Here is an 18,024-nt window from a genome sequence, read left to right on the forward strand (position 1 = left end):
TAACAATTATATTTGCTTTAATTGAAATTTTTTAGCCATTTATTAGGATTTGCAAATTTTGCTTTTTGCTTGGCATTCTAGATATATTTTCTTACTTTTGATTTCGATTATAAGATTACTCCGTTTTGATAAAAAGGTTTTTTTGGATTTCATTATTTCTTTTGCTGGCTTCCTGCAGTAAAAATGACAAACCTATAATCGCTTTCTATTATTGGAAAACTAATCTGAAATTTTCAAAAACAGAAAAAGAAGTTTTAAAAGACAATGAGGTCAGTAAACTGTATATCCGGTATTTTGATATTGGATTACAACCGCAGACAAAGGTTCCGTTTCCTATAAGCCCAATCCATTTTTATGACAATGTTCAGCACTTTGAAATTGTTCCGATAGTTTTTATTCAGAACAAGGTCATGCTGCAATCGAATCTTGATGTTGAAGATCTGGCTCAGAAAACCATTCATCTCATTGATGAAATTAATGCAGCCAATAGAATCAAATACACCGAAATTCAAATTGATTGCGACTGGAGTTTAGACAGCAAAAACAATTATCTGAAATTTATTGAACAGATTAAGAAACTTTCGCATAAAAAACTTTCGGCTACGATAAGACTGCATCAGGTGAAGTATTTCAAAAAAACGAAAATTCCCAATGTCGATTCGGGAGTTTTAATGTTTTACAATATGGGAAGTATTGCACCAGATTCTTTAAACTCAATTTACAGCCGAGAAATATCTGAAAAATACTTAAAGAGCTTAAAAAAATACCCGCTTTCTCTTGATTTTGCCTTGCCTATATATTCTTGGGCTATTCATATCAGAAATCAAAAAGTTTTAGGACTTCGTTCAAAATTGAATTTTGGCGAACTTAAAAAAGACAAAAAATTTGAACAGATAAGTCCAATTTTTTTCAGGGTAAAACAATCAAATTATAAAAACGGTGTTTATTATGAAGAAAACGATCTGCTGAAAACAGAAACGATTTCTTCAGAAGATTTAAAAGAAATGGCTGACGATTTAAACGATAATACAGCGCAGCCTCCAAAAGAAATTATATTTTACGATTTAGACGAATTCAATTTAAAAAATTATGAAAAGAATATTTTTAAACAAGTTATTTCTTGTTTTTAGTGTTGGTTTACTTTCGGTATACGGAATAATATATGCCTGTGCTGGCGGCGATGACTGGGATTTTTTTGGATATAATTCGAATTTTACGCCAGAAACTTTCGCAGACAAATCGTATTCGCCTTTGTTTTTATCGGGTGGAATTTTCTATGGAATTGGTTTTGATACCGAACATAATTCCCGTTTCAATAAAAACATAAAATCAGATTGGGCTTCTTATTTAAAAGGAAAAGCCGATACGACAACCGTGAATTATTTTTTAATTGGCGATGAACGTGTAAGATATTATTCTGATGATAAAAAACAGATTAAAAATAAAGAAGAAGTGACCCAGCTTCATGTTTTTTATAAGAATAAAAAAGACAATTCGGTTTCTTTGAAATGGGGTAAAAAAATCAATCTGAAAGATGATAAAATCAAAAACTTCATTGAGTTTTTATATTTAGCTCAGAAAATAGAAACAGTTTCTGTTCTAGAAAATTATTGGAGTTACGAGCCTGGTGTTGAAAAAACTTTCAATGATGCCAAAATGATTCAGTCAATAGAAAATGTCTACAATACTTTATCAGATCCGTTTTTGAAAAATAGATATTGGTTCTTGACCATGAAAGCTCGTTTTTATAGTAACAACAAACAAAAAGCAATTGAATTTTTTAATAAAACAGAAAGTTCAGTTCCAAAAAACACGTTGTATTACCGTGCTTTGGCTTATGTTGCCGGAATTAATTATAAGCAGAAAAAATACGCCACAGCAAATTATTTGTACGCACAAGTTTTTGATAAATGCCCAGAACTTCGTGTGGTAACTGCATACAGTTTCAATCCGAAAAATGATTCCGATTGGAACAAAGCTTTGGCAATGGCAAAAAACAATGAGGAAAAAGCGGCGCTTTGGGCGGTTCACGGATATTACAAAGATGAAAAACAAGCGATTGAGAAGATTTACGAGTTAAATCCGAAAAGCGAACATCTAAATTATCTCGCAACGCGATTGGTAAATAAACTGGAACAATCAATAAACAATTCATTTGAGAGAGATGGCGGAGAAAATCAACCTAAAAAAGTTTTAACCATCGCTGAAAATAAAACAGAAAATCAGGCTAAAATTGACAAACAAGCATTTGATTTAATTACCAAAATTTCGGCAGCCGGAAATACAGAAAAACCGTATTTATGGGATTTGTCTTTGGGATATCTTCAGACTTTAAAAGGAGAGTATGCAAATGCTGATAAAAACTTTGACAAAGCAGCTAAAACTCTTCCTAAAACACAATTGGCAAGTTATCAATTGAGAATTCTTCGTTTTGTAAACAACTTGAGTAAAATTGATAAAGTAACAGATTCTAACATAAAAACCGTTCTGTCTGATTTGAACTGGTTGTATACTGAACTTCCAAAAACGTATAAAGGACAGGAATTTCGTTATACAAATGCTTCTGAGTGGAGTAAAAATTATATCGCAGCACTTTACAGAGCAAAAGAAAATCCTGTAATGGTAGAATTATTTAATGAATCTGATAACGGTTACTGGAATGGAGGAAATTCTTTTTACGATAATGAAAAGAATTTGCTGGATATGAAATCATTCTTGGCGAAATCTGACAAAACCGAAATCGAAAAAATCGGTGCTGGAATTTATAGTTTGAAATTAAAAGATATTAATAACTTTCAGGCAGTTCAGTCGACTTTCAAAAATAAAATCCCTGAAGCAATTGCTTTTATGCAGCAGACAGATTCTGTTCAGTACTATAAATTTTTAGGAAATCCATTCAACGGAAGTATTAAAGATTGTCACGATTGCGATCACGCGGCATATCAAAAAAGAAAATACACACAGCTTGAGTTTTTGACTACCATAAAAGAAATGCAGGATAAACTAGCTCAAAAAGAAGATGTTTACACGAATAGTTTACTGCTTGGAAATGCATTTTACAACATTACACATTTTGGAAACGGAAGAACTTTCTATGAAATAAGTATTGTGGGTTATGGATCGAGTCCGTATTCATTTAGAAATCCTATGAAAAAAATGATTACCAATTGCGATCTTCCTAAAATGTATTATCAAAAAGCACTTGAAGCAGCGACAACAAAAGAACAAAAAGCAAAATGTATTTACCTGCTGGCAAAATGTGAAAGAAACGAATATTACAATAAAAAATATAACGACGTAAGAAACTGGTGGGATATTCAAGATGATAAAGTAAACTTTATCGCTTGGGAAGGGTTTAAAACATTGAAGAAATCCTATTCGGATACGCAATACTATAAAGATGTTATAGCAGAATGTGGTTACTTTAATACATATATCAATCAACAATAAAAATATATGGTTAACAAAATTGAACATATTGGAATTGCAGTTAAAGATATGAATGATGCGAATGTATTGTTCGAAAAACTGCTTGGTGTTCCATCTTATAAAGAAGAAATCGTAGAAAGCGAAGGAGTGTTAACCTCTTTTTTTAAAACAGGAACGAATAAAATTGAACTTTTGACGGCGACAAACCCAGAAAGTCCAATTGCAAAGTTTATAGAAAAAAAAGGAGAAGGAATTCATCATATCGCTTTTGATGTCGATGATATCGAAGCTGAAATTTCCCGATTAAAAAACGAAGGTTTTGTGCTGATAAACGAAGTTCCGAAGAAAGGAGCCGATAATAAATTGGTCGTTTTTCTGCATCCGAAGAACACAAATGGTGTTTTAGTGGAGCTTTGCCAAGAAATTAAATAAAAAAATGTTGATTTTGTTTTGAAATAAGCTGTTGAAAATCAATCTTGTTTTTAAGACTTGCGATTTGATTTGAAATTAAATACAAATCATGTCATAAAATATTTGGAGTGAACGAAAAATAGTAGTAATATTGCATCCTCTAAACCGGTCCTATAGCTCAGTTGGTTAGAGCACCTGACTCATAATCAGGTGGTCCCTGGTTCGAGCCCAGGTGGGACCACGTTCTAAATTAAAGCCTTACAGAAATGTAAGGCTTTTTTGTTTTCATCAATTTTAAAATGTGAAAATTGAAATAGTCAAGCTTCAATTTTTAAATTTTATTCTTTGAAATAGCCTTAACTTTATCCTTCCGAAACAAATTTAATCTTCAGATGGATAATTTGACTCCCGAACAAAGGAGCAGAAATATGCAGGCGATTAAAAGTACTGCTACAAAAGATGAAGTAAGGCTTGCCAAAGCTTTATGGAAATTGGGTTACAGATATCGAAAAAACAATAAAAAGATATTTGGACGACCTGACATTACTTTTGCCAAATATAAAATTGCCATTTTTGTCGATAGCGAATTTTTTCATGGAAAAGATTGGGAAACTCAACAATTAAGAATCAAATCGAATAGAGACTATTGGATCCCGAAGATTGAAAGAAATATACAACGTGACGAAGAAGTCAATGCTTTTCTTATTTCTCAAAATTGGACAGTCTTGAGATTTTGGAGTAAAGACATCGAAAAGAATCTCGAAGTTTGTCTGGCAAAAATCGAAGGCACGATAATGCTTTTAAGTATTTAAGCTTTTTCGGTTTTTAGTTTTTTGGCTTCAACTTTTTCAATCACCTTAAAAATTTCGGCTGCCAATCTTTGTATAACAGGCATGCTTACTGAATTTCCGGCTTGTTTGTACAAACTTGAATTGGATATAGCTGGTAATTTATATTCATCGGGAAAACCTTGAAGTCTGAAACATTCTCGTGGGGTTAGTTTTCTGAAACCATGATCGGTTATAATGATCGGAACGTTATGTCCGCCGGTTCCCATATTGGCTGTCAAAGTAGGACATAATCCCGATTTATTCTCTCGAACATACTGCCGTCTGAACTGATAAATGTGATTTTTATTTACAACCGATTCTTTTAGCATATTATACATGTATTTGTCTTCGGTATAATAAAATTTATCAGGAACTTTATCTGTTATAATTAAATCTTGAAGAGATTTTGTTAAGTGCTCTTTTTCAGGAAATTGAAATTTGAACTTTTTGTTGTTCACAAACTCCTTGTCAAAAGCAATCATGAAAAGTCGCTCTCGATTATGAGGTGTATTTCCGAAATCTTTAGTGTTTAAAACAGAACTATCGAAAGTATAATTGCGCTTTTTAATTTCGCTTTGAATGACTTTAAGCGTGTTTCCTTTATCGTGTCCACGAAGGTTTTTTACATTTTCCAGAAACACCACTTTCGGACGCATTTCGTCAATAAAATCCAAGATTTTAAAAAAATGGTTTCCTCTGCTGTCGTTAAAACCTTTTCGGTGTCCGGCAAGAGAGAATGGCTGACAAGGGAAACCAGCCGTTAAAATGTCTACTTTTTCTAGAGAAGTTACGTCTAATTCCATTACATCGCCTTCAATAAGGTTGTGTTTGAAATTATTTCGGTAGGTAATGCAGGCTTTTTTATCAAATTCATTAGCCCATTTTAAAGTAAAGCCAGATTTTTCAAAACCTAAACATATACCGCCAACACCAGCATACAAACTTCCAACTGTGTATTTATTTTCCATTTATAATTTGCTTGGTTTCGGGCTGTTTGAAATTGTTTTTTAATCCTGATTTTATGCAAATATATTTTTTTGCTTTCAAAATCTAAAATCGGCAGGTTTCTTTCATGTAAATGCAATATTAAAAATTACAGTTCTTTCTGACTTATTTGATTTTAATGCATTTTTTTGAAAAAAACTATTTTGTGAGAACTTTTTTTCAAATTCGGCGATTTGTTGTTGTCAAAAGGATTTTAAAGATAAAGCTGGTTTTCTATAGCTCATAATTTAAAGTTCTTATTTAGTGCGGTCTGCAACAGAAAATAGATTTAAAATCTGTTTATTTTAATTGTTTTTGAACAGAAAAAACGCTTACTGAAAAAATCTAAAATATAGTAAAATACGTATGTTAAGTTTAGGTGAGATTTTTGCTCATAAAGTTGTTTTTTTCTAAAAATCGTATACTTTTGCCAAAGAATTTCCCTTAAAGACTTTTTTTTATGAGAAATTTCTAATAAAAAATACTTGCCAGTAATATATTGTATTGATTTTCAGCACTTAAATTTATGAAGATAATAAGAATTGTTTTTTCAGCATTTTTTTTAATTTTATTGAATACATCAAGTGTTTTGGCTCAGTCAACTCCGCCAACACCGGGAGGTCCAGGTATTCCACCTCCAGGATTGCCAATAAATGAAGATCTTCCGTATCTAATCGTGGCGGGATTAATTTTAGGGTTTACAATTATTTATCGAAATAAAACAAAAAAAGCTTCAATTTAAATTGAAGCTTTTTTTATGAAATATCTTTTTCAGATCTATTTGTTGATTGCGTATAGTCGGGAAATGTATTTGCCCACCACATCAAATTCTAAATTGATTTTAGTGCCAACTTTAAAATCTTTGAAGTTCGTGTTTTCAAAAGTATACGGAATTATAGAAACGCTGAATTCGTTTGTTTTAGAATTTACAACCGTCAAACTTACTCCGTTAACCGTAATCGAACCTTTTTCAATTGTAATGTTGTTGAGGTCGCTGTCGTATTCAAAAGTATAATTCCAGCTTCCGTTTGCTTCTTCAATTTTGGTACATACTCCAGTTTGGTCAACATGGCCTTGAACAATATGTCCGTCTAAACGATCGCCAAGCTTCATTCCTCTTTCTAGATTTACAATATCATTTACTTTCCAGTCGCCAATATTGGTTTTTAAAATGGTTTCTTCAATCGCCGTAACAGTGTAGAAAGAATCCTTTATAGCAACAACTGTAAGGCATATTCCGTTATGAGAAACGCTTTGGTCAATTTTTAATTCGTTAGTGATAGAGGAATCTACAGTTACATGCAGATTGTTTTTGTCTTTTTGTATTTCGTGAATCCTTCCAAGGGTTTCGATAATTCCTGTAAACATTGTAGTTTTATTTTACTAAATTTGCACATCAAAATTAGTAATAAATAAGCTGAGCTCATGAATAAAAAAGCAGAAAATATAATTGTTGGAATTTCAGTTGGAGATTTAAACGGTATTGGAAGCGAAGTTATACTAAAAACATTCGAAGATTCAAGAATGTTAGAATTATGTACGCCTGTTATTTTCGCAAATGCTAAAATACTTTCTTTTGTTAGAAAAAGTTTTACATCGACCGTGCAGTTTCATGGTGTAGATAAGTTAGATCAAATCATTCCGGGAAAAGTAAATGTGTATAACCTTTGGAAAGAAGGAGTAGATATTAACTTTGGAACAAATGATGAAAAAATCGGGGAATATGCTATAAAATCTTTTGTAGCAGCAACCAAAGCTTTAAAAGAAGATTTAATTGATGTTCTGGTTACAGCGCCAATAAATAAATACAATATTCAGTCAGAAGATTTTAAATTTCCGGGACATACTGATTATTTGGATCAGGAATTAGAAGGAAATGCTTTAATGATGATGGTTCAGGATAATTTAAGAGTAGGTCTGCTTACGGATCATGTTCCTTTAAACGAAGTATCATCGCATTTGACAGAAGAATTAATTACCAGAAAAATTGAAACAATACGAAAATCATTAATTCAGGATTTTAGTATTGTGAAGCCAAAAATTGCTGTTTTAGGATTAAATCCTCATTGTGGCGATGGCGGTGTAATAGGAAAAGAGGATGATTTGATTTTAAAACCCGTTTTGAAAAAATTATTTTACAGCGGCACGATGGTTTTTGGGCCATTTTCTGCCGATGGTTTTTTTGGAAGTGGTCAATATGAAAAATATGATGCCGTTGTAGCCACATATCATGATCAAGGATTGATTCCGTTTAAAACACTTTCTTTTGGCAAAGGAGTAAATTATACGGCAGGTCTTGATAAAGTTCGTACTTCACCAGATCATGGCACAGGTTACGATATTGCTGGAAAAGACATGGCAGATTTCAATTCGTTTAAAGAAGCAGTTTATCTTGCGCTTGATATTTTTCGCTCGCGTAATCAGTATGAGGAGATTAGCCAAAAACCTCTTAAAATAAAAGAAAAACAGTTATAAACAAAAAAAGGTGAATAAGATTATTGAATTTACAATAATTTTATATCTTTGCACCCCAATTCAGATGTCTGCTTTTAGAACTGAGTTGATCAAATTGATGTTGAAATGAGCAAAACAAAAGAATTTTTAATTCCTTTCGTAGGATTAAAACTAGGAAAACACCATTTTGAGTATCAAATAAATAACACGTTCTTTAAGGACTTTGAGTACGATGAGTTTCAGAGTTCAGATATTAAAGTGAACTTGCTTTTTGATAAAAAGAGCAATATGTTAGAATTAGAATTCAAACACAAAGGAACTGTAAATGTACCTTGTGATCTAACAGGCGAAGATTTTGATTTACCTATAAAAGGAAAAATGAAGTTAATTGTTCGTTTTGGAGAAGAATTTAATGATGATAACGAAGAGTTGTTGATTTTGCCGCATGGAGAACATGAATTAGATGTGTCACAATACATTTATGAAATGATTGCACTTTCGGTGCCTCAAAAAAGAATTCATCCAGGTGTTAAAGACGGAACATTACAAACCGATGCTTTAACCAAATTGAATGAATTAAGTGTAAAAGAACAAAAGGAAGAGAGTAATAAAGAAGAAGATATTGACCCGCGTTGGGAAAAATTAAAGAAACTATTAACGGATAAATAATATAGTAAAATGGCACATCCTAAGAGAAAAACCTCGAAAACAAGAAGAGATAAGAGAAGAACACATTATAAAGCGACTGTAGCTCAAATCGCTACATGTCCTATTACTGGTGAAGCACATTTATACCACAGAGCTTACTGGCACGAAGGTAAAATGTACTACAGAGGGCAAGTTGTTATCGATAAATCTGAAGCGGTTGCTTAATACGTTTTTGTAAATTATACCGGAACTCTCACATAGTGAGAGTTTTTTTTGTTGGTTATAATTTTCGTTTTTTAAGAAAATATAGACAAATTCGCTTCGTTTTTTTTTGTATTTTTCAAGTCTTTTAAAAATTTTTCAAATTACTGTTAATTTGGAAGGAAATAATAGAATATAATGAGTACAATCACAGCCGCAATTACCGCTGTTGGAGCTTACGTTCCAGACTTTGTTCTTTCTAATAAGGTGTTGGAAACCATGGTGGATACCAATGATGAGTGGATTACCACTCGTACCGGAATTAAAGAAAGAAGAATTCTTAAAGATGCTGATAAAGGAACATCGTACCTTGCCATACAAGCAGCAAAGGATTTAATAGCAAAAGCTAACATTGATCCGTTAGAGATTGATATGATTATTATGGCAACTGCAACACCAGATATGATGGTGGCTTCAACTGGAGTTTATGTTGCAACAGAAATTGGCGCTACAAATGCATTCGCTTACGATTTGCAGGCAGCGTGTTCAAGTTTCTTGTACGGAATGTCAACTGCAGCTGCTTACGTGCAGTCTGGAAGATATAAAAAGGTATTGTTAATTGGTGCCGATAAAATGTCATCAATTGTTGATTATACAGATAGAGCAACTTGTATTATTTTTGGTGATGGTGCTGGAGCTGTATTGTTCGAACCAAATTACGAAGGTCTTGGTTTACAAGACGAATATTTAAGAAGTGATGGTGTTGGACGTGATTTTCTTAAAATACCAGCTGGTGGATCTTTGATTCCGCCTAGTGAAGACACTGTAAAAAACAGACAACACAATATCATGCAAGATGGTAAAACGGTATTTAAATACGCAGTTACCAATATGGCAGATGCCAGCGAATTAATTTTGCAGAGAAACAACTTAACTAATCAGGATGTTGACTGGTTAGTGCCGCATCAGGCAAACAAACGCATCATTGATGCTACTGCAGGAAGACTTGAACTTGATGAGTCTAAAGTATTAGTTAATATCGAAAGATATGGTAATACCACTTCAGGAACTTTACCACTAGTATTAGCTGATTTTGAAGATAAGCTTAAAAAAGGAGATAATGTTATCTTTGCTGCATTTGGCGGTGGATTCACTTGGGGATCTATCTATTTAAAATGGGCTTACGATAAGAAATAAATTAAAACTAAAAACGAATCATTATGGATTTAAAAGAAATTCAAAACCTAATCAAATTTGTTGCAAATTCGGGTGTTGCAGAAGTGAAGTTGGAAATGGATGATGTAAAAATCACGATCAGAACAACCTTAGAAACAAATGTAACAGAAGCAACTTATGTACAGCAATTACCAGCTCAGGCTGCTTTACCACAAGCAACAGTTCCGCAGGTTACTGCTCCAACAGTTGTAAGTGTAACTCCAGAAAAACCTGCTTCTGACGATTCTAAATATGTTACTATAAAATCTCCAATTATCGGAACATTCTATAGAAAACCATCTCCAGACAAACCAGTTTTCACTGAAGTAGGAAGCTCAGTATCAAAAGGTGATGTTCTTTGCGTAATCGAAGCAATGAAATTATTCAACGAAATCGAATCAGAAGTTTCAGGAAAAATTGTAAAAATTCTTGTTGACGATATGTCTCCAGTTGAATTTGATCAACCTTTATTCTTAGTAGATCCATCATAAATAAATTTAGATTTTAGATTTTAGGTTTTAGATTGATCTGATAGAATTAATACAACAGACATCTAAAATTATCTAATTATCAAATTGTCTAATTATCTAATTAAAATAAGATGTTTAAAAAAATATTAATTGCGAATAGAGGAGAAATTGCACTTCGTGTAATTCGTACATGTAAGGAAATGGGAATTAAAACTGTTGCAGTTTATTCTACAGCCGATGCAGAAAGTCTGCATGTTAAATTTGCAGATGAAGCGGTTTGTATTGGTCCTCCTCCAAGTAACTTATCGTATTTAAAAATGTCAAATATTATTGCTGCTGCAGAAATTACAAATGCAGACGCAATACACCCAGGATACGGTTTCCTTTCTGAGAATGCTAAATTCTCAAAAATTTGTCAAGAGCATGGTATCAAATTTATCGGTGCAGCTCCTGAAATGATCGACAGAATGGGAGATAAAGCTTCTGCTAAAGCTACAATGAAAGCTGCAGGAGTGCCATGTGTACCAGGTTCAGACGGATTATTAGAATCTTACGAGCATGCACAAAAAACGGCTGCAGAAATTGGTTATCCAGTGATGATGAAAGCTACTGCAGGTGGTGGTGGAAAAGGAATGCGTGCCATCTGGAAAGAAGAAGATCTTTTAAAAGCTTGGGAAAGCGCACGTCAAGAAGCTGCTGCAGCATTTGGAAATGACGGTATGTACATGGAGAAACTTATTGAAGAACCACGTCACATCGAAATTCAAGTTGTAGGAGATTCTTATGGAAAAGCATGTCACCTTTCTGAAAGAGACTGCTCAGTACAACGTCGTCACCAAAAACTTACTGAAGAAACACCTTCACCTTTCATGACAGATGAATTGCGTACAAGAATGGGTGAGGCAGCTGTAAAAGCGGCTGAGTTTATTAAGTATGAAGGAGCTGGAACTGTTGAATTCTTAGTAGACAAACACAGAAACTTCTATTTCATGGAAATGAATACTCGTATTCAGGTGGAGCACCCAATTACAGAACAAGTAATTGATTACGATTTAATTCGTGAGCAAATTATGGTTGCTGCTGGAATTCCAATTTCTGGTAAAAACTACCTTCCTGAATTACATGCTATTGAAGTTCGTATTAATGCTGAAGATCCGTACAACGATTTTCGTCCTTCACCAGGGAAAATTACTACGCTTCATATGCCAGGAGGACACGGAGTACGTTTAGATACTCACGTTTACTCTGGTTACAGCATTCCGCCAAATTACGATTCTATGATTGCTAAGTTAATTACAACTGCACAATCTCGTGAAGAAGCTATCAGTAAAATGAGAAGAGCTCTTGACGAATTCGTAATTGAAGGTGTGAAAACGACAATACCTTTCCACAGACAATTAATGGATGATCCAAAATATATTGCAGGAGATTATACAACTGCATTTATGGAGACTTTCAAAATGAATAGTCCAGAATAATTTAAAAGGCCGTCAATCGACGGCCTTTTTTCTTTATATATATCCTATTTCAGCCCGACAGTTTAAAAAACACTGTTGGGCTTTTTTATTCTGTACAGCAGGTAAACACTATTTGTGTATACTTTTTACACACTTTTTATTCAAGTTACACACTTTTTTACATGCCTATTTTTTGGCATGCATTAGTAAATCCCTTTAAAAACAAGGCTTTACGGGTATTGGAGTGTAGTTACTTTGTTTCGGCATGATAGTTTCTTTACCTAAAGCGTAAAACAAACTATTAACTATTTAATTATACACATTATGAAAAATTTATTTTTATCAGCCGCGATTGTTTTAGGAAGTTTGACATCATTTGCTTCAACTTCTCCAGTTTCAAATTCTATTGTAAAAATTACTTCTATTGAAGACGATTATACAGAAATTAAATTAGAGGAATTGCCAGCTGCCATTACAGAAGCTTTGAAAAAAGCCTATCCTACAGCAGTAATTACAAAAGCATATAAAAACGAAAAGTCAGAATATAAGCTGGACGTTACAGTTGGCGACAAAGTTGGAAATCTTTTCGCTAACGCAGATGGAACTTGGATTCAAAAATAATCCTGGATTCTAAAAAAAATAATAGTAGAAATTTAGTAATTAGTCTTAACCGTGGAAATTCAAATTAAGAATACTAAGATTAAATTAACAACATTAAAATACAATTATCATGAAAAATTTATTTTTATCAGCCGCAATCGTTTTGGGAGGTTTAACATCATTTGCTTCAACTTCGCCAATTTCAAATACAATCGTAAAAGTAGCGTCATTTCAAGATGACTATACAGAAATCAATGTAACAGAAGTACCTGCTGCAGTTACTGACGCACTTAAAAAAGCGTATCCAGATGCAGTTCTAAATAAAGCATACAAAAACAGTGCTTCTCAATATAAATTAGAAGTTACAGTAGGAGACAAAGTAGGAGCTCTTTATGCTAATGCTGACGGATCTTGGGTAAAAAAATAATTAAAAACTAACCTAAAAACTATTAATTATGAAAAAGCTAATCTTATCGACAGCTATTCTATTGGGTAGTTTGTCAATGCAAGCAGAAAATACTGTTTTAACCACCAATGCAGTAAACACAGTTAAATATCAAGATGATTATAAAGAAGTAGATGCTGTACCGGCAGCGATTAAAAAATCTCTAGACGAAGCTTATCCAGGTGTAAAACTTGAAAAAGCATTTGTGAATTCAAATAAAGAATATAAAATTGAAATCACAGTAAGAGGTGAAAAATCGATTGTCTACACAGACGCTACAGGAAACATCCTTAAAAAATAACATAAAAAACTAAGCATTATGAAAAAGTTAATCTTATCAGCAGCTATTGTTTTAGGAGGCTTGTCTCTACAAGCGGCTGCTCCAGCAGAATCAATTTCGATTATTAAATCAGTAAACCTTCAAGATGCATTTACTGAAGTTGGATTAGATGCTGTTCCGGCAGCTGTAAAGTCAACTGTTGAAAAATCTTTTCCAGGTACTAAACTTGAAAAAGCATACAAAAATGACAAAAATGAGTACAAACTTGAGATTTCAAGCGGAGATAAGAAGTATACTGTTTTCACAGACGCTTCAGGAAATATCATTAAAAAATAATAAAAACAGAGCGTTATGAAAAAGTTAGCCATCGCAACAGCCATCATTTTAGGGAGCATGTCAATCTCTGTAACAGCAGAGACTTCTACTAAAAAGGTACAAACTTCGGTTTCTCTGCAAGCAGAATATACTGAGATTACTACAGATGCTGTACCGGCAGCTGTAAAAACCGCCCTGCAGACCGCTTATCCAAATGCTAAATTGGAAAAGGCATTTATTAATGATAAAAAGGAATATAAATTACAAATATCAGTTGGAGACCAAAAGGCTACTGTGTATTCAGATGTCAATGGCAACTGGTTGAAGATATAAATTAGGTGAAATTAGATTTATGTTTTTGGTGAAAAAGAGATTGCATCGTGCAATCTCTTTTTTTTTGCATAATTTTATGAAATTACAATTTTAATAGTGTTATTTTAGCAAAAAACTCCCTTTAGAACAAATGCCCAAGATATTAGTAATAGAAGATGATATTTCGTTTTGTAAATTATTAGAAAAATTTCTCCTAAAAAAATCATTCGAAGTAACAGTCGCTTTCTCTGCTGCCGAAGCACGATCAGCAATCAAAAAAGAATCTTTCGATTTGATTTTGACAGACCTTCGTTTGCCTGATTCTGACGGTATTGGTCTTATGTCTGAGTTTAAAAATGAATATCCGCATATTCCAGTTATCTTAATGACCGGTTATTCTGATGTGAACACTGCCGTAAAAGCCATCAAAAATGGTGCAGCTGATTATATCTCAAAACCCTTTAATCCAGATGAAGTTTTACTTGTAATTACAAATGCCTTAAAAGCATCGCAAGAAGTAGAGGAAGAAAACACAGAAGAAACTCCTAAACCAAAAAAAGCAGCAAAAAAAACGGTTACGGGTGAAAATGAATTTGTAAAAGGAATTTCAGTTGCTTCAAAAAAACTGCAGGATCATATTCAATTGGTAAGTCCTACTGATATGTCAGTTTTAATTATCGGCGAAAGCGGAACCGGAAAAGAAATCATCGCCAAAAGTATTCATCAGCAAAGCAATAGAAAAAACAACAATTTTATCGCGGTTGACTGCGGAGCGATTCCGAAAGAATTGGCAGCAAGTGAATTCTTCGGACACTTAAAAGGTTCTTTCACGGGAGCGATCAACGATAAAATGGGATATTTTGAAGCTGCAAACGGCGGAACTCTTTTTCTGGATGAAATAGGAAACCTTTCTTATGACAATCAAATTCAGTTATTGCGTGCGCTTCAAGAACGAAAAGTAAAACCTGTTGGAAGCAATAAAGAAATAAACGTCGATATACGCATTATTACTGCTACCAATGAAGATTTACGCGAAGCAGTAAAAAACGGCGATTTTAGAGAAGATTTATACCATAGAATCAATGAATTCTCGATTCAGTCTCCATCATTAAAAGATCGTGACGAAGATTTAATGCTTTTTGCCGATTATTTTCTCGAAAAAGCCAATCAGCAGTTAAATAAAGATATTATTGGATTTTCGCCTGAAGTGGTTTCTATTTTTCAAAACTACAACTGGCCGGGAAATCTACGCGAACTTCAAAACTGCGTAAAACGTGCTACATTGTTATCTCAAGGTGATTTTATAGAAAGCGATGTGCTTCCTGTTGAATTTTTTCAGGTTTCAAAACAACAGCAAGGATTTACAGGCGCTTTTTCATTATCAGAAAATGAAAAAGAAGCCATTATTCACGCGCTCAACAGAACGCAGAATAATAAATCGGAAGCGGCAAAACTGCTTAAAATTACCAGAAAAACACTTTACAATAAACTGAAACAATACAATATCGATTAAACGATTTCTTGTTGCAGCGCTTCAAAAAGTTCGCTGGTTTTTACTTTCAAATCAGTATACACATCTTTCAGTTCTGAGATTTCTAGATTTTTCTGTTCCAGCATTTTTAAAATAGTGCCAATTTCCCTTGCTTCAATTTGTTTGAACATTGGAGCAATTCGGTGTGCAATCGAATTAATTTCAGGAATATTTTCATCTGTAATAGCATTTTCCAATAAAACCAGATTTTCTTCACTGCTGGAAATAAACGCTTTTATAACTTCTTTTAAAGCATCATTATCGTTGCCTAAAAAATCTTTCAACGTTTCAAGAGAATACAATTGTGAGGAAACCGTTTCTTCGTCGTCATTTATTTCAGTTTGTGGAAGTACATCATTATCTAAAATATGCTGAATCGTCTCCAATAAAATTTTTGGCGAATACGGTTTTTTAATCACAGTTGTAAAACCAGCTTCGGTATATACAGATGAATCTAGATCAGTTCTTCCGGTAAGGGCAATTACAGGTTGATTTTTATAAATGCCTTTTTCAGAATTTCGGAGTTGTTTTAAAAACATAAAACCGTCCATTTCCGGCATTTGAATATCAGTGATTACAAAATCGAAATGTGTAGCTTCAATTGCTTCAATGGCTTTCACGGCACTTGTAAAAGATAAAACCTGATGTTGTTCTTGTCGTAAAACACCACTCGTTAGATTCAGTAAATTGATGTCGTCATCAATCACAATGAAAGTCTGTTTCTTGGTGTTTTTTGCAATATTTCTTTTCGCTTCCTCAACTGTAATTGGGCTGTAGTCAAAAACCAACGGAATTTTAACTTCAAATGTACTTCCCTTTCCAATAGTACTTTCCAGATTTAAACTTCCGCCTAAAAATGAAATGATCTTTTTGCAGATCGCAAGTCCTAAACCAGTTCCGCCGTATTTTTTCTCAATGCTTTCATTCGCCTGCGTAAACTCTTCAAAAACCAATTTCTGATTGCCTTTTTCAATCCCAATTCCAGTGTCTTCAATTGTAATGACAAAGAAGTTTTCATCTTCTGTTGCAAACGAACTGATTTTGATATGACCTTCTTCGGTAAACTTATAAGCGTTTCCGATAATATTCGTTAATATTTGTTTTAATCGGAAAGGATCCGAAACAATTCGGGTATTTAGTTTTTCATCAACATTAACAATTAGTTCAATGTTCTTTTGTTTGTAAACCGTCTGGATATTTTTAGCCGTATCTTCAATCAATTCAGGAAGATAAAACGGGACTTTTTCTACCGTAATTTTTCCAGCTTCGATTCGGGAGAAATCCAGTAAATCCTGAACAAGCTGTGTAATATATTCCGACGAATTTTTAATATTTTTGATGAAATACGACTGTCTAGTGGTAATGTCGGAATTTCCCAGAAGTTCCGAATATCCCACAATAGTACTCAAAGGCGTTTTTAAGTCGTGGCTTACCGTAGAAATTAACTGTTCACGGCTTTTTAATAAATTCTTGGTTTTAAAATTCGCAATTTCAAGCTGTTTTTTATACAACTGCGATTTTGAATAATCGCTCACAATTAAAACAGAGAAAAACAAAGTCAGAATCAAACCTGCGATTGCCGAAGCGGTTACAATTTCGTTGACTTTTTTAAGTGATTTTTCTTTTAAAGAATTGTTTTTAATAGAATTGTTGATGATTTCGCGTTCGATTATGCGAAGTACTTTTCGAAGCTGTTCCGAAATCGCGATTTCATTTTTCAGTAATTTATTTTCTTCAAAATTCAGCGTTTCTTTTTTCTTCTCCGCTTTCATTTTTACATTGCTGAGCAGTTTTTTAGAATTCGCCAAAATAGAATCAGAAGCTTTTTTACTTAACGTATTAGTGCTGTCATCTGGAATATTCTGATTGAGATAATCGACATATTTCTGAAGTACATTTCGCTGGTAACTTCCTAATTCGTTTGGATTTTTGGTAAAATCCTGAAGTTCGAGTTTTCGGAGATTAAACTCCATTTTAGTAATTTCGTCAATCGCGTTGTTGACAGAAACTTCGTCTTCAGCTTTATTTTTAATGGTTTTTAACTGTCTGATGTTTTCTGTTTTTTCAGACAATAAATAGGTCACACTATCTAAAAGTGTTTTTTGATATTCGGTAGTAACAATTTGTTTTAAAGTATCGATTCTGGCTTTTAAAGAATCGGTTTCGACAAGATAATTTTTAAAATCACTTTCAGAATTGGTCTGAATGGTTTTTCGCGCCAGACTTTCCGTTTTGTACACATTCGAAAATAACTTACTTACTCGTAGAATCTTGGTTTTTTCATGCGCAATTTTATCTTCGAGTTTTTTGTAAACCACATTTTCTGAATATAAAAACCATCCCACCGTAACCACGAGAGCCAATAATGCAACATAGCTGAATAAAACCTTGAGTGCTGTGTAACTTTTTTTGCTCTCCATAATATTTGTCTGGGGTTAAGGA

The 18,024-nt window shown here is 33.3% G+C and carries 20 protein-coding genes and 1 tRNA gene; 18 read left to right on the top strand and 3 right to left on the bottom strand.

Annotated features, from left to right (window positions below; translation table 11 throughout):
* Positions 1–125: 125 nt before the first annotated feature.
* From J0383_RS12840 to J0383_RS12860, 5 genes are all read left to right on the top strand, one after another.
* Positions 126–1,130: a hypothetical protein gene (locus J0383_RS12840; RefSeq protein WP_207294445.1), complete on the top strand. Its 1,005-nt coding sequence runs from the start codon at positions 126–128 to the stop codon at positions 1,128–1,130.
* Positions 1,090–3,450 (top strand): hypothetical protein, encoded by a 2,361-nt coding sequence (locus tag J0383_RS12845; protein ID WP_207294446.1) that lies wholly within the window; start codon positions 1,090–1,092, stop codon positions 3,448–3,450. The genes J0383_RS12840 and J0383_RS12845 overlap by 41 nt, the downstream gene beginning before the upstream one ends.
* Positions 3,451–3,456: 6 nt before the next feature.
* On the top strand, positions 3,457–3,861 hold the full coding sequence (gene mce / locus J0383_RS12850; RefSeq protein WP_207294447.1) for a methylmalonyl-CoA epimerase: 405 nt from the start codon (positions 3,457–3,459) through the stop codon (positions 3,859–3,861).
* Positions 3,862–4,007: 146 nt separating this feature from the next.
* Positions 4,008–4,081, top strand: a tRNA-Ile gene (locus J0383_RS12855).
* A 151-nt stretch (positions 4,082–4,232) separates the two neighbouring features.
* On the top strand, positions 4,233–4,652 hold the full coding sequence (locus tag J0383_RS12860) for a very short patch repair endonuclease (RefSeq protein ID WP_207294448.1): 420 nt from the start codon (positions 4,233–4,235) through the stop codon (positions 4,650–4,652).
* Here J0383_RS12860 and dcm read toward each other — a convergent pair.
* Complete coding sequence (gene dcm, locus J0383_RS12865) at positions 4,649–5,638, bottom strand: DNA (cytosine-5-)-methyltransferase (protein WP_207294449.1); 990 nt, start codon at positions 5,636–5,638, stop codon at positions 4,649–4,651. The genes J0383_RS12860 and dcm overlap by 4 nt on opposite strands.
* A 542-nt stretch (positions 5,639–6,180) precedes the next feature.
* Between dcm and J0383_RS12870 the strand changes: the two genes are divergently transcribed.
* Entirely contained in the window at positions 6,181–6,396 is a 216-nt protein-coding gene (locus J0383_RS12870) for a hypothetical protein (protein ID WP_207294450.1), read from the top strand.
* 35 nt (positions 6,397–6,431) lie between these two features.
* Here the strand turns inward: J0383_RS12870 and J0383_RS12875 are convergent, their stop codons facing one another.
* The gene (locus tag J0383_RS12875) at positions 6,432–7,022 is read right to left on the bottom strand and encodes a riboflavin synthase (RefSeq protein ID WP_207294451.1); all 591 of its coding nucleotides are present in this window, start codon (positions 7,020–7,022) and stop codon (positions 6,432–6,434) included.
* Positions 7,023–7,079: 57 nt separating this feature from the next.
* Between J0383_RS12875 and pdxA the strand changes: the two genes are divergently transcribed.
* From pdxA to J0383_RS12935, 12 genes are all read left to right on the top strand, one after another.
* Positions 7,080–8,129: a 4-hydroxythreonine-4-phosphate dehydrogenase PdxA gene (gene pdxA / locus J0383_RS12880; protein ID WP_207294452.1), complete on the top strand. Its 1,050-nt coding sequence runs from the start codon at positions 7,080–7,082 to the stop codon at positions 8,127–8,129.
* A gap of 105 nt (positions 8,130–8,234) precedes the next feature.
* The gene (locus J0383_RS12885; RefSeq protein WP_207294453.1) at positions 8,235–8,777 is read left to right on the top strand and encodes a YceD family protein; all 543 of its coding nucleotides are present in this window, start codon (positions 8,235–8,237) and stop codon (positions 8,775–8,777) included.
* Positions 8,778–8,786: 9 nt separating this feature from the next.
* Positions 8,787–8,981: a 50S ribosomal protein L32 gene (gene rpmF, locus J0383_RS12890; RefSeq protein ID WP_008465217.1), complete on the top strand. Its 195-nt coding sequence runs from the start codon at positions 8,787–8,789 to the stop codon at positions 8,979–8,981.
* 174 nt (positions 8,982–9,155) lie between these two features.
* Positions 9,156–10,154, top strand: a complete 999-nt coding sequence (locus J0383_RS12895; RefSeq protein ID WP_207294454.1) for a beta-ketoacyl-ACP synthase III — start codon at positions 9,156–9,158, stop codon at positions 10,152–10,154.
* A gap of 23 nt (positions 10,155–10,177) precedes the next feature.
* Positions 10,178–10,663 (top strand): acetyl-CoA carboxylase biotin carboxyl carrier protein, encoded by a 486-nt coding sequence (accB, locus tag J0383_RS12900; RefSeq protein WP_207294455.1) that lies wholly within the window; start codon positions 10,178–10,180, stop codon positions 10,661–10,663.
* A gap of 110 nt (positions 10,664–10,773) precedes the next feature.
* Positions 10,774–12,120: an acetyl-CoA carboxylase biotin carboxylase subunit gene (gene accC, locus J0383_RS12905; protein ID WP_207294456.1), complete on the top strand. Its 1,347-nt coding sequence runs from the start codon at positions 10,774–10,776 to the stop codon at positions 12,118–12,120.
* 303 nt (positions 12,121–12,423) lie between these two features.
* Entirely contained in the window at positions 12,424–12,720 is a 297-nt protein-coding gene (locus J0383_RS12910; RefSeq protein WP_207294457.1) for a hypothetical protein, read from the top strand.
* 109 nt (positions 12,721–12,829) lie between these two features.
* Positions 12,830–13,126, top strand: a complete 297-nt coding sequence (locus tag J0383_RS12915; RefSeq protein WP_207294458.1) for a hypothetical protein — start codon at positions 12,830–12,832, stop codon at positions 13,124–13,126.
* A 28-nt stretch (positions 13,127–13,154) separates the two neighbouring features.
* Positions 13,155–13,445, top strand: a complete 291-nt coding sequence (locus J0383_RS12920) for a hypothetical protein (protein ID WP_207294459.1) — start codon at positions 13,155–13,157, stop codon at positions 13,443–13,445.
* Positions 13,446–13,463: 18 nt separating this feature from the next.
* Positions 13,464–13,760 carry a PepSY-like domain-containing protein gene (locus J0383_RS12925; protein ID WP_207294460.1) on the top strand — a complete coding sequence of 99 codons (297 nt, stop codon included), beginning with the start codon at positions 13,464–13,466 and terminating at the stop codon, positions 13,758–13,760.
* A gap of 15 nt (positions 13,761–13,775) precedes the next feature.
* Entirely contained in the window at positions 13,776–14,072 is a 297-nt protein-coding gene (locus J0383_RS12930; RefSeq protein ID WP_207294461.1) for a hypothetical protein, read from the top strand.
* A gap of 130 nt (positions 14,073–14,202) precedes the next feature.
* A complete protein-coding gene (locus J0383_RS12935) occupies positions 14,203–15,564 on the top strand; it encodes a sigma-54-dependent transcriptional regulator (protein WP_207294462.1) in 1,362 nt (453 codons plus the stop codon).
* On the opposite strand, the gene J0383_RS12940 is transcribed toward J0383_RS12935, so the two are convergent.
* Positions 15,561–18,002, bottom strand: coding sequence for a hybrid sensor histidine kinase/response regulator (locus J0383_RS12940; protein ID WP_207294463.1), 2,442 nt, complete (start codon positions 18,000–18,002; stop codon positions 15,561–15,563). The genes J0383_RS12935 and J0383_RS12940 overlap by 4 nt on opposite strands.
* Between the last annotated feature and the right edge of the window lie 22 nt (positions 18,003–18,024).

This window comes from Flavobacterium endoglycinae (assembly GCF_017352115.1).
Taxonomy (GTDB): domain Bacteria; phylum Bacteroidota; class Bacteroidia; order Flavobacteriales; family Flavobacteriaceae; genus Flavobacterium; species Flavobacterium endoglycinae.

Bases quoted from the DNA above. Each gene is read 5' to 3' on its own strand.
- J0383_RS12845 (WP_207294446.1), top strand. From the start codon at position 1,090: ATGAAAAGAATATTTTTAAACAAGTTATTTCTTGTTTTTAGTGTTGGT.
- mce (WP_207294447.1), top strand. From the start codon at position 3,457: ATGGTTAACAAAATTGAACATATTGGAATTGCAGTTAAAGATATGAAT.
- J0383_RS12860 (WP_207294448.1), top strand. From the start codon at position 4,233: ATGGATAATTTGACTCCCGAACAAAGGAGCAGAAATATGCAGGCGATT.
- dcm (WP_207294449.1), bottom strand. From the start codon at position 5,638: ATGGAAAATAAATACACAGTTGGAAGTTTGTATGCTGGTGTTGGCGGT.
- J0383_RS12870 (WP_207294450.1), top strand. From the start codon at position 6,181: ATGAAGATAATAAGAATTGTTTTTTCAGCATTTTTTTTAATTTTATTG.
- J0383_RS12875 (WP_207294451.1), bottom strand. From the start codon at position 7,022: ATGTTTACAGGAATTATCGAAACCCTTGGAAGGATTCACGAAATACAA.
- pdxA (WP_207294452.1), top strand. From the start codon at position 7,080: ATGAATAAAAAAGCAGAAAATATAATTGTTGGAATTTCAGTTGGAGAT.
- J0383_RS12885 (WP_207294453.1), top strand. From the start codon at position 8,235: ATGAGCAAAACAAAAGAATTTTTAATTCCTTTCGTAGGATTAAAACTA.
- rpmF (WP_008465217.1), top strand. From the start codon at position 8,787: ATGGCACATCCTAAGAGAAAAACCTCGAAAACAAGAAGAGATAAGAGA.
- J0383_RS12895 (WP_207294454.1), top strand. From the start codon at position 9,156: ATGAGTACAATCACAGCCGCAATTACCGCTGTTGGAGCTTACGTTCCA.
- accB (WP_207294455.1), top strand. From the start codon at position 10,178: ATGGATTTAAAAGAAATTCAAAACCTAATCAAATTTGTTGCAAATTCG.
- accC (WP_207294456.1), top strand. From the start codon at position 10,774: ATGTTTAAAAAAATATTAATTGCGAATAGAGGAGAAATTGCACTTCGT.
- J0383_RS12910 (WP_207294457.1), top strand. From the start codon at position 12,424: ATGAAAAATTTATTTTTATCAGCCGCGATTGTTTTAGGAAGTTTGACA.
- J0383_RS12915 (WP_207294458.1), top strand. From the start codon at position 12,830: ATGAAAAATTTATTTTTATCAGCCGCAATCGTTTTGGGAGGTTTAACA.
- J0383_RS12920 (WP_207294459.1), top strand. From the start codon at position 13,155: ATGAAAAAGCTAATCTTATCGACAGCTATTCTATTGGGTAGTTTGTCA.
- J0383_RS12925 (WP_207294460.1), top strand. From the start codon at position 13,464: ATGAAAAAGTTAATCTTATCAGCAGCTATTGTTTTAGGAGGCTTGTCT.
- J0383_RS12930 (WP_207294461.1), top strand. From the start codon at position 13,776: ATGAAAAAGTTAGCCATCGCAACAGCCATCATTTTAGGGAGCATGTCA.
- J0383_RS12935 (WP_207294462.1), top strand. From the start codon at position 14,203: ATGCCCAAGATATTAGTAATAGAAGATGATATTTCGTTTTGTAAATTA.
- J0383_RS12940 (WP_207294463.1), bottom strand. From the start codon at position 18,002: ATGGAGAGCAAAAAAAGTTACACAGCACTCAAGGTTTTATTCAGCTAT.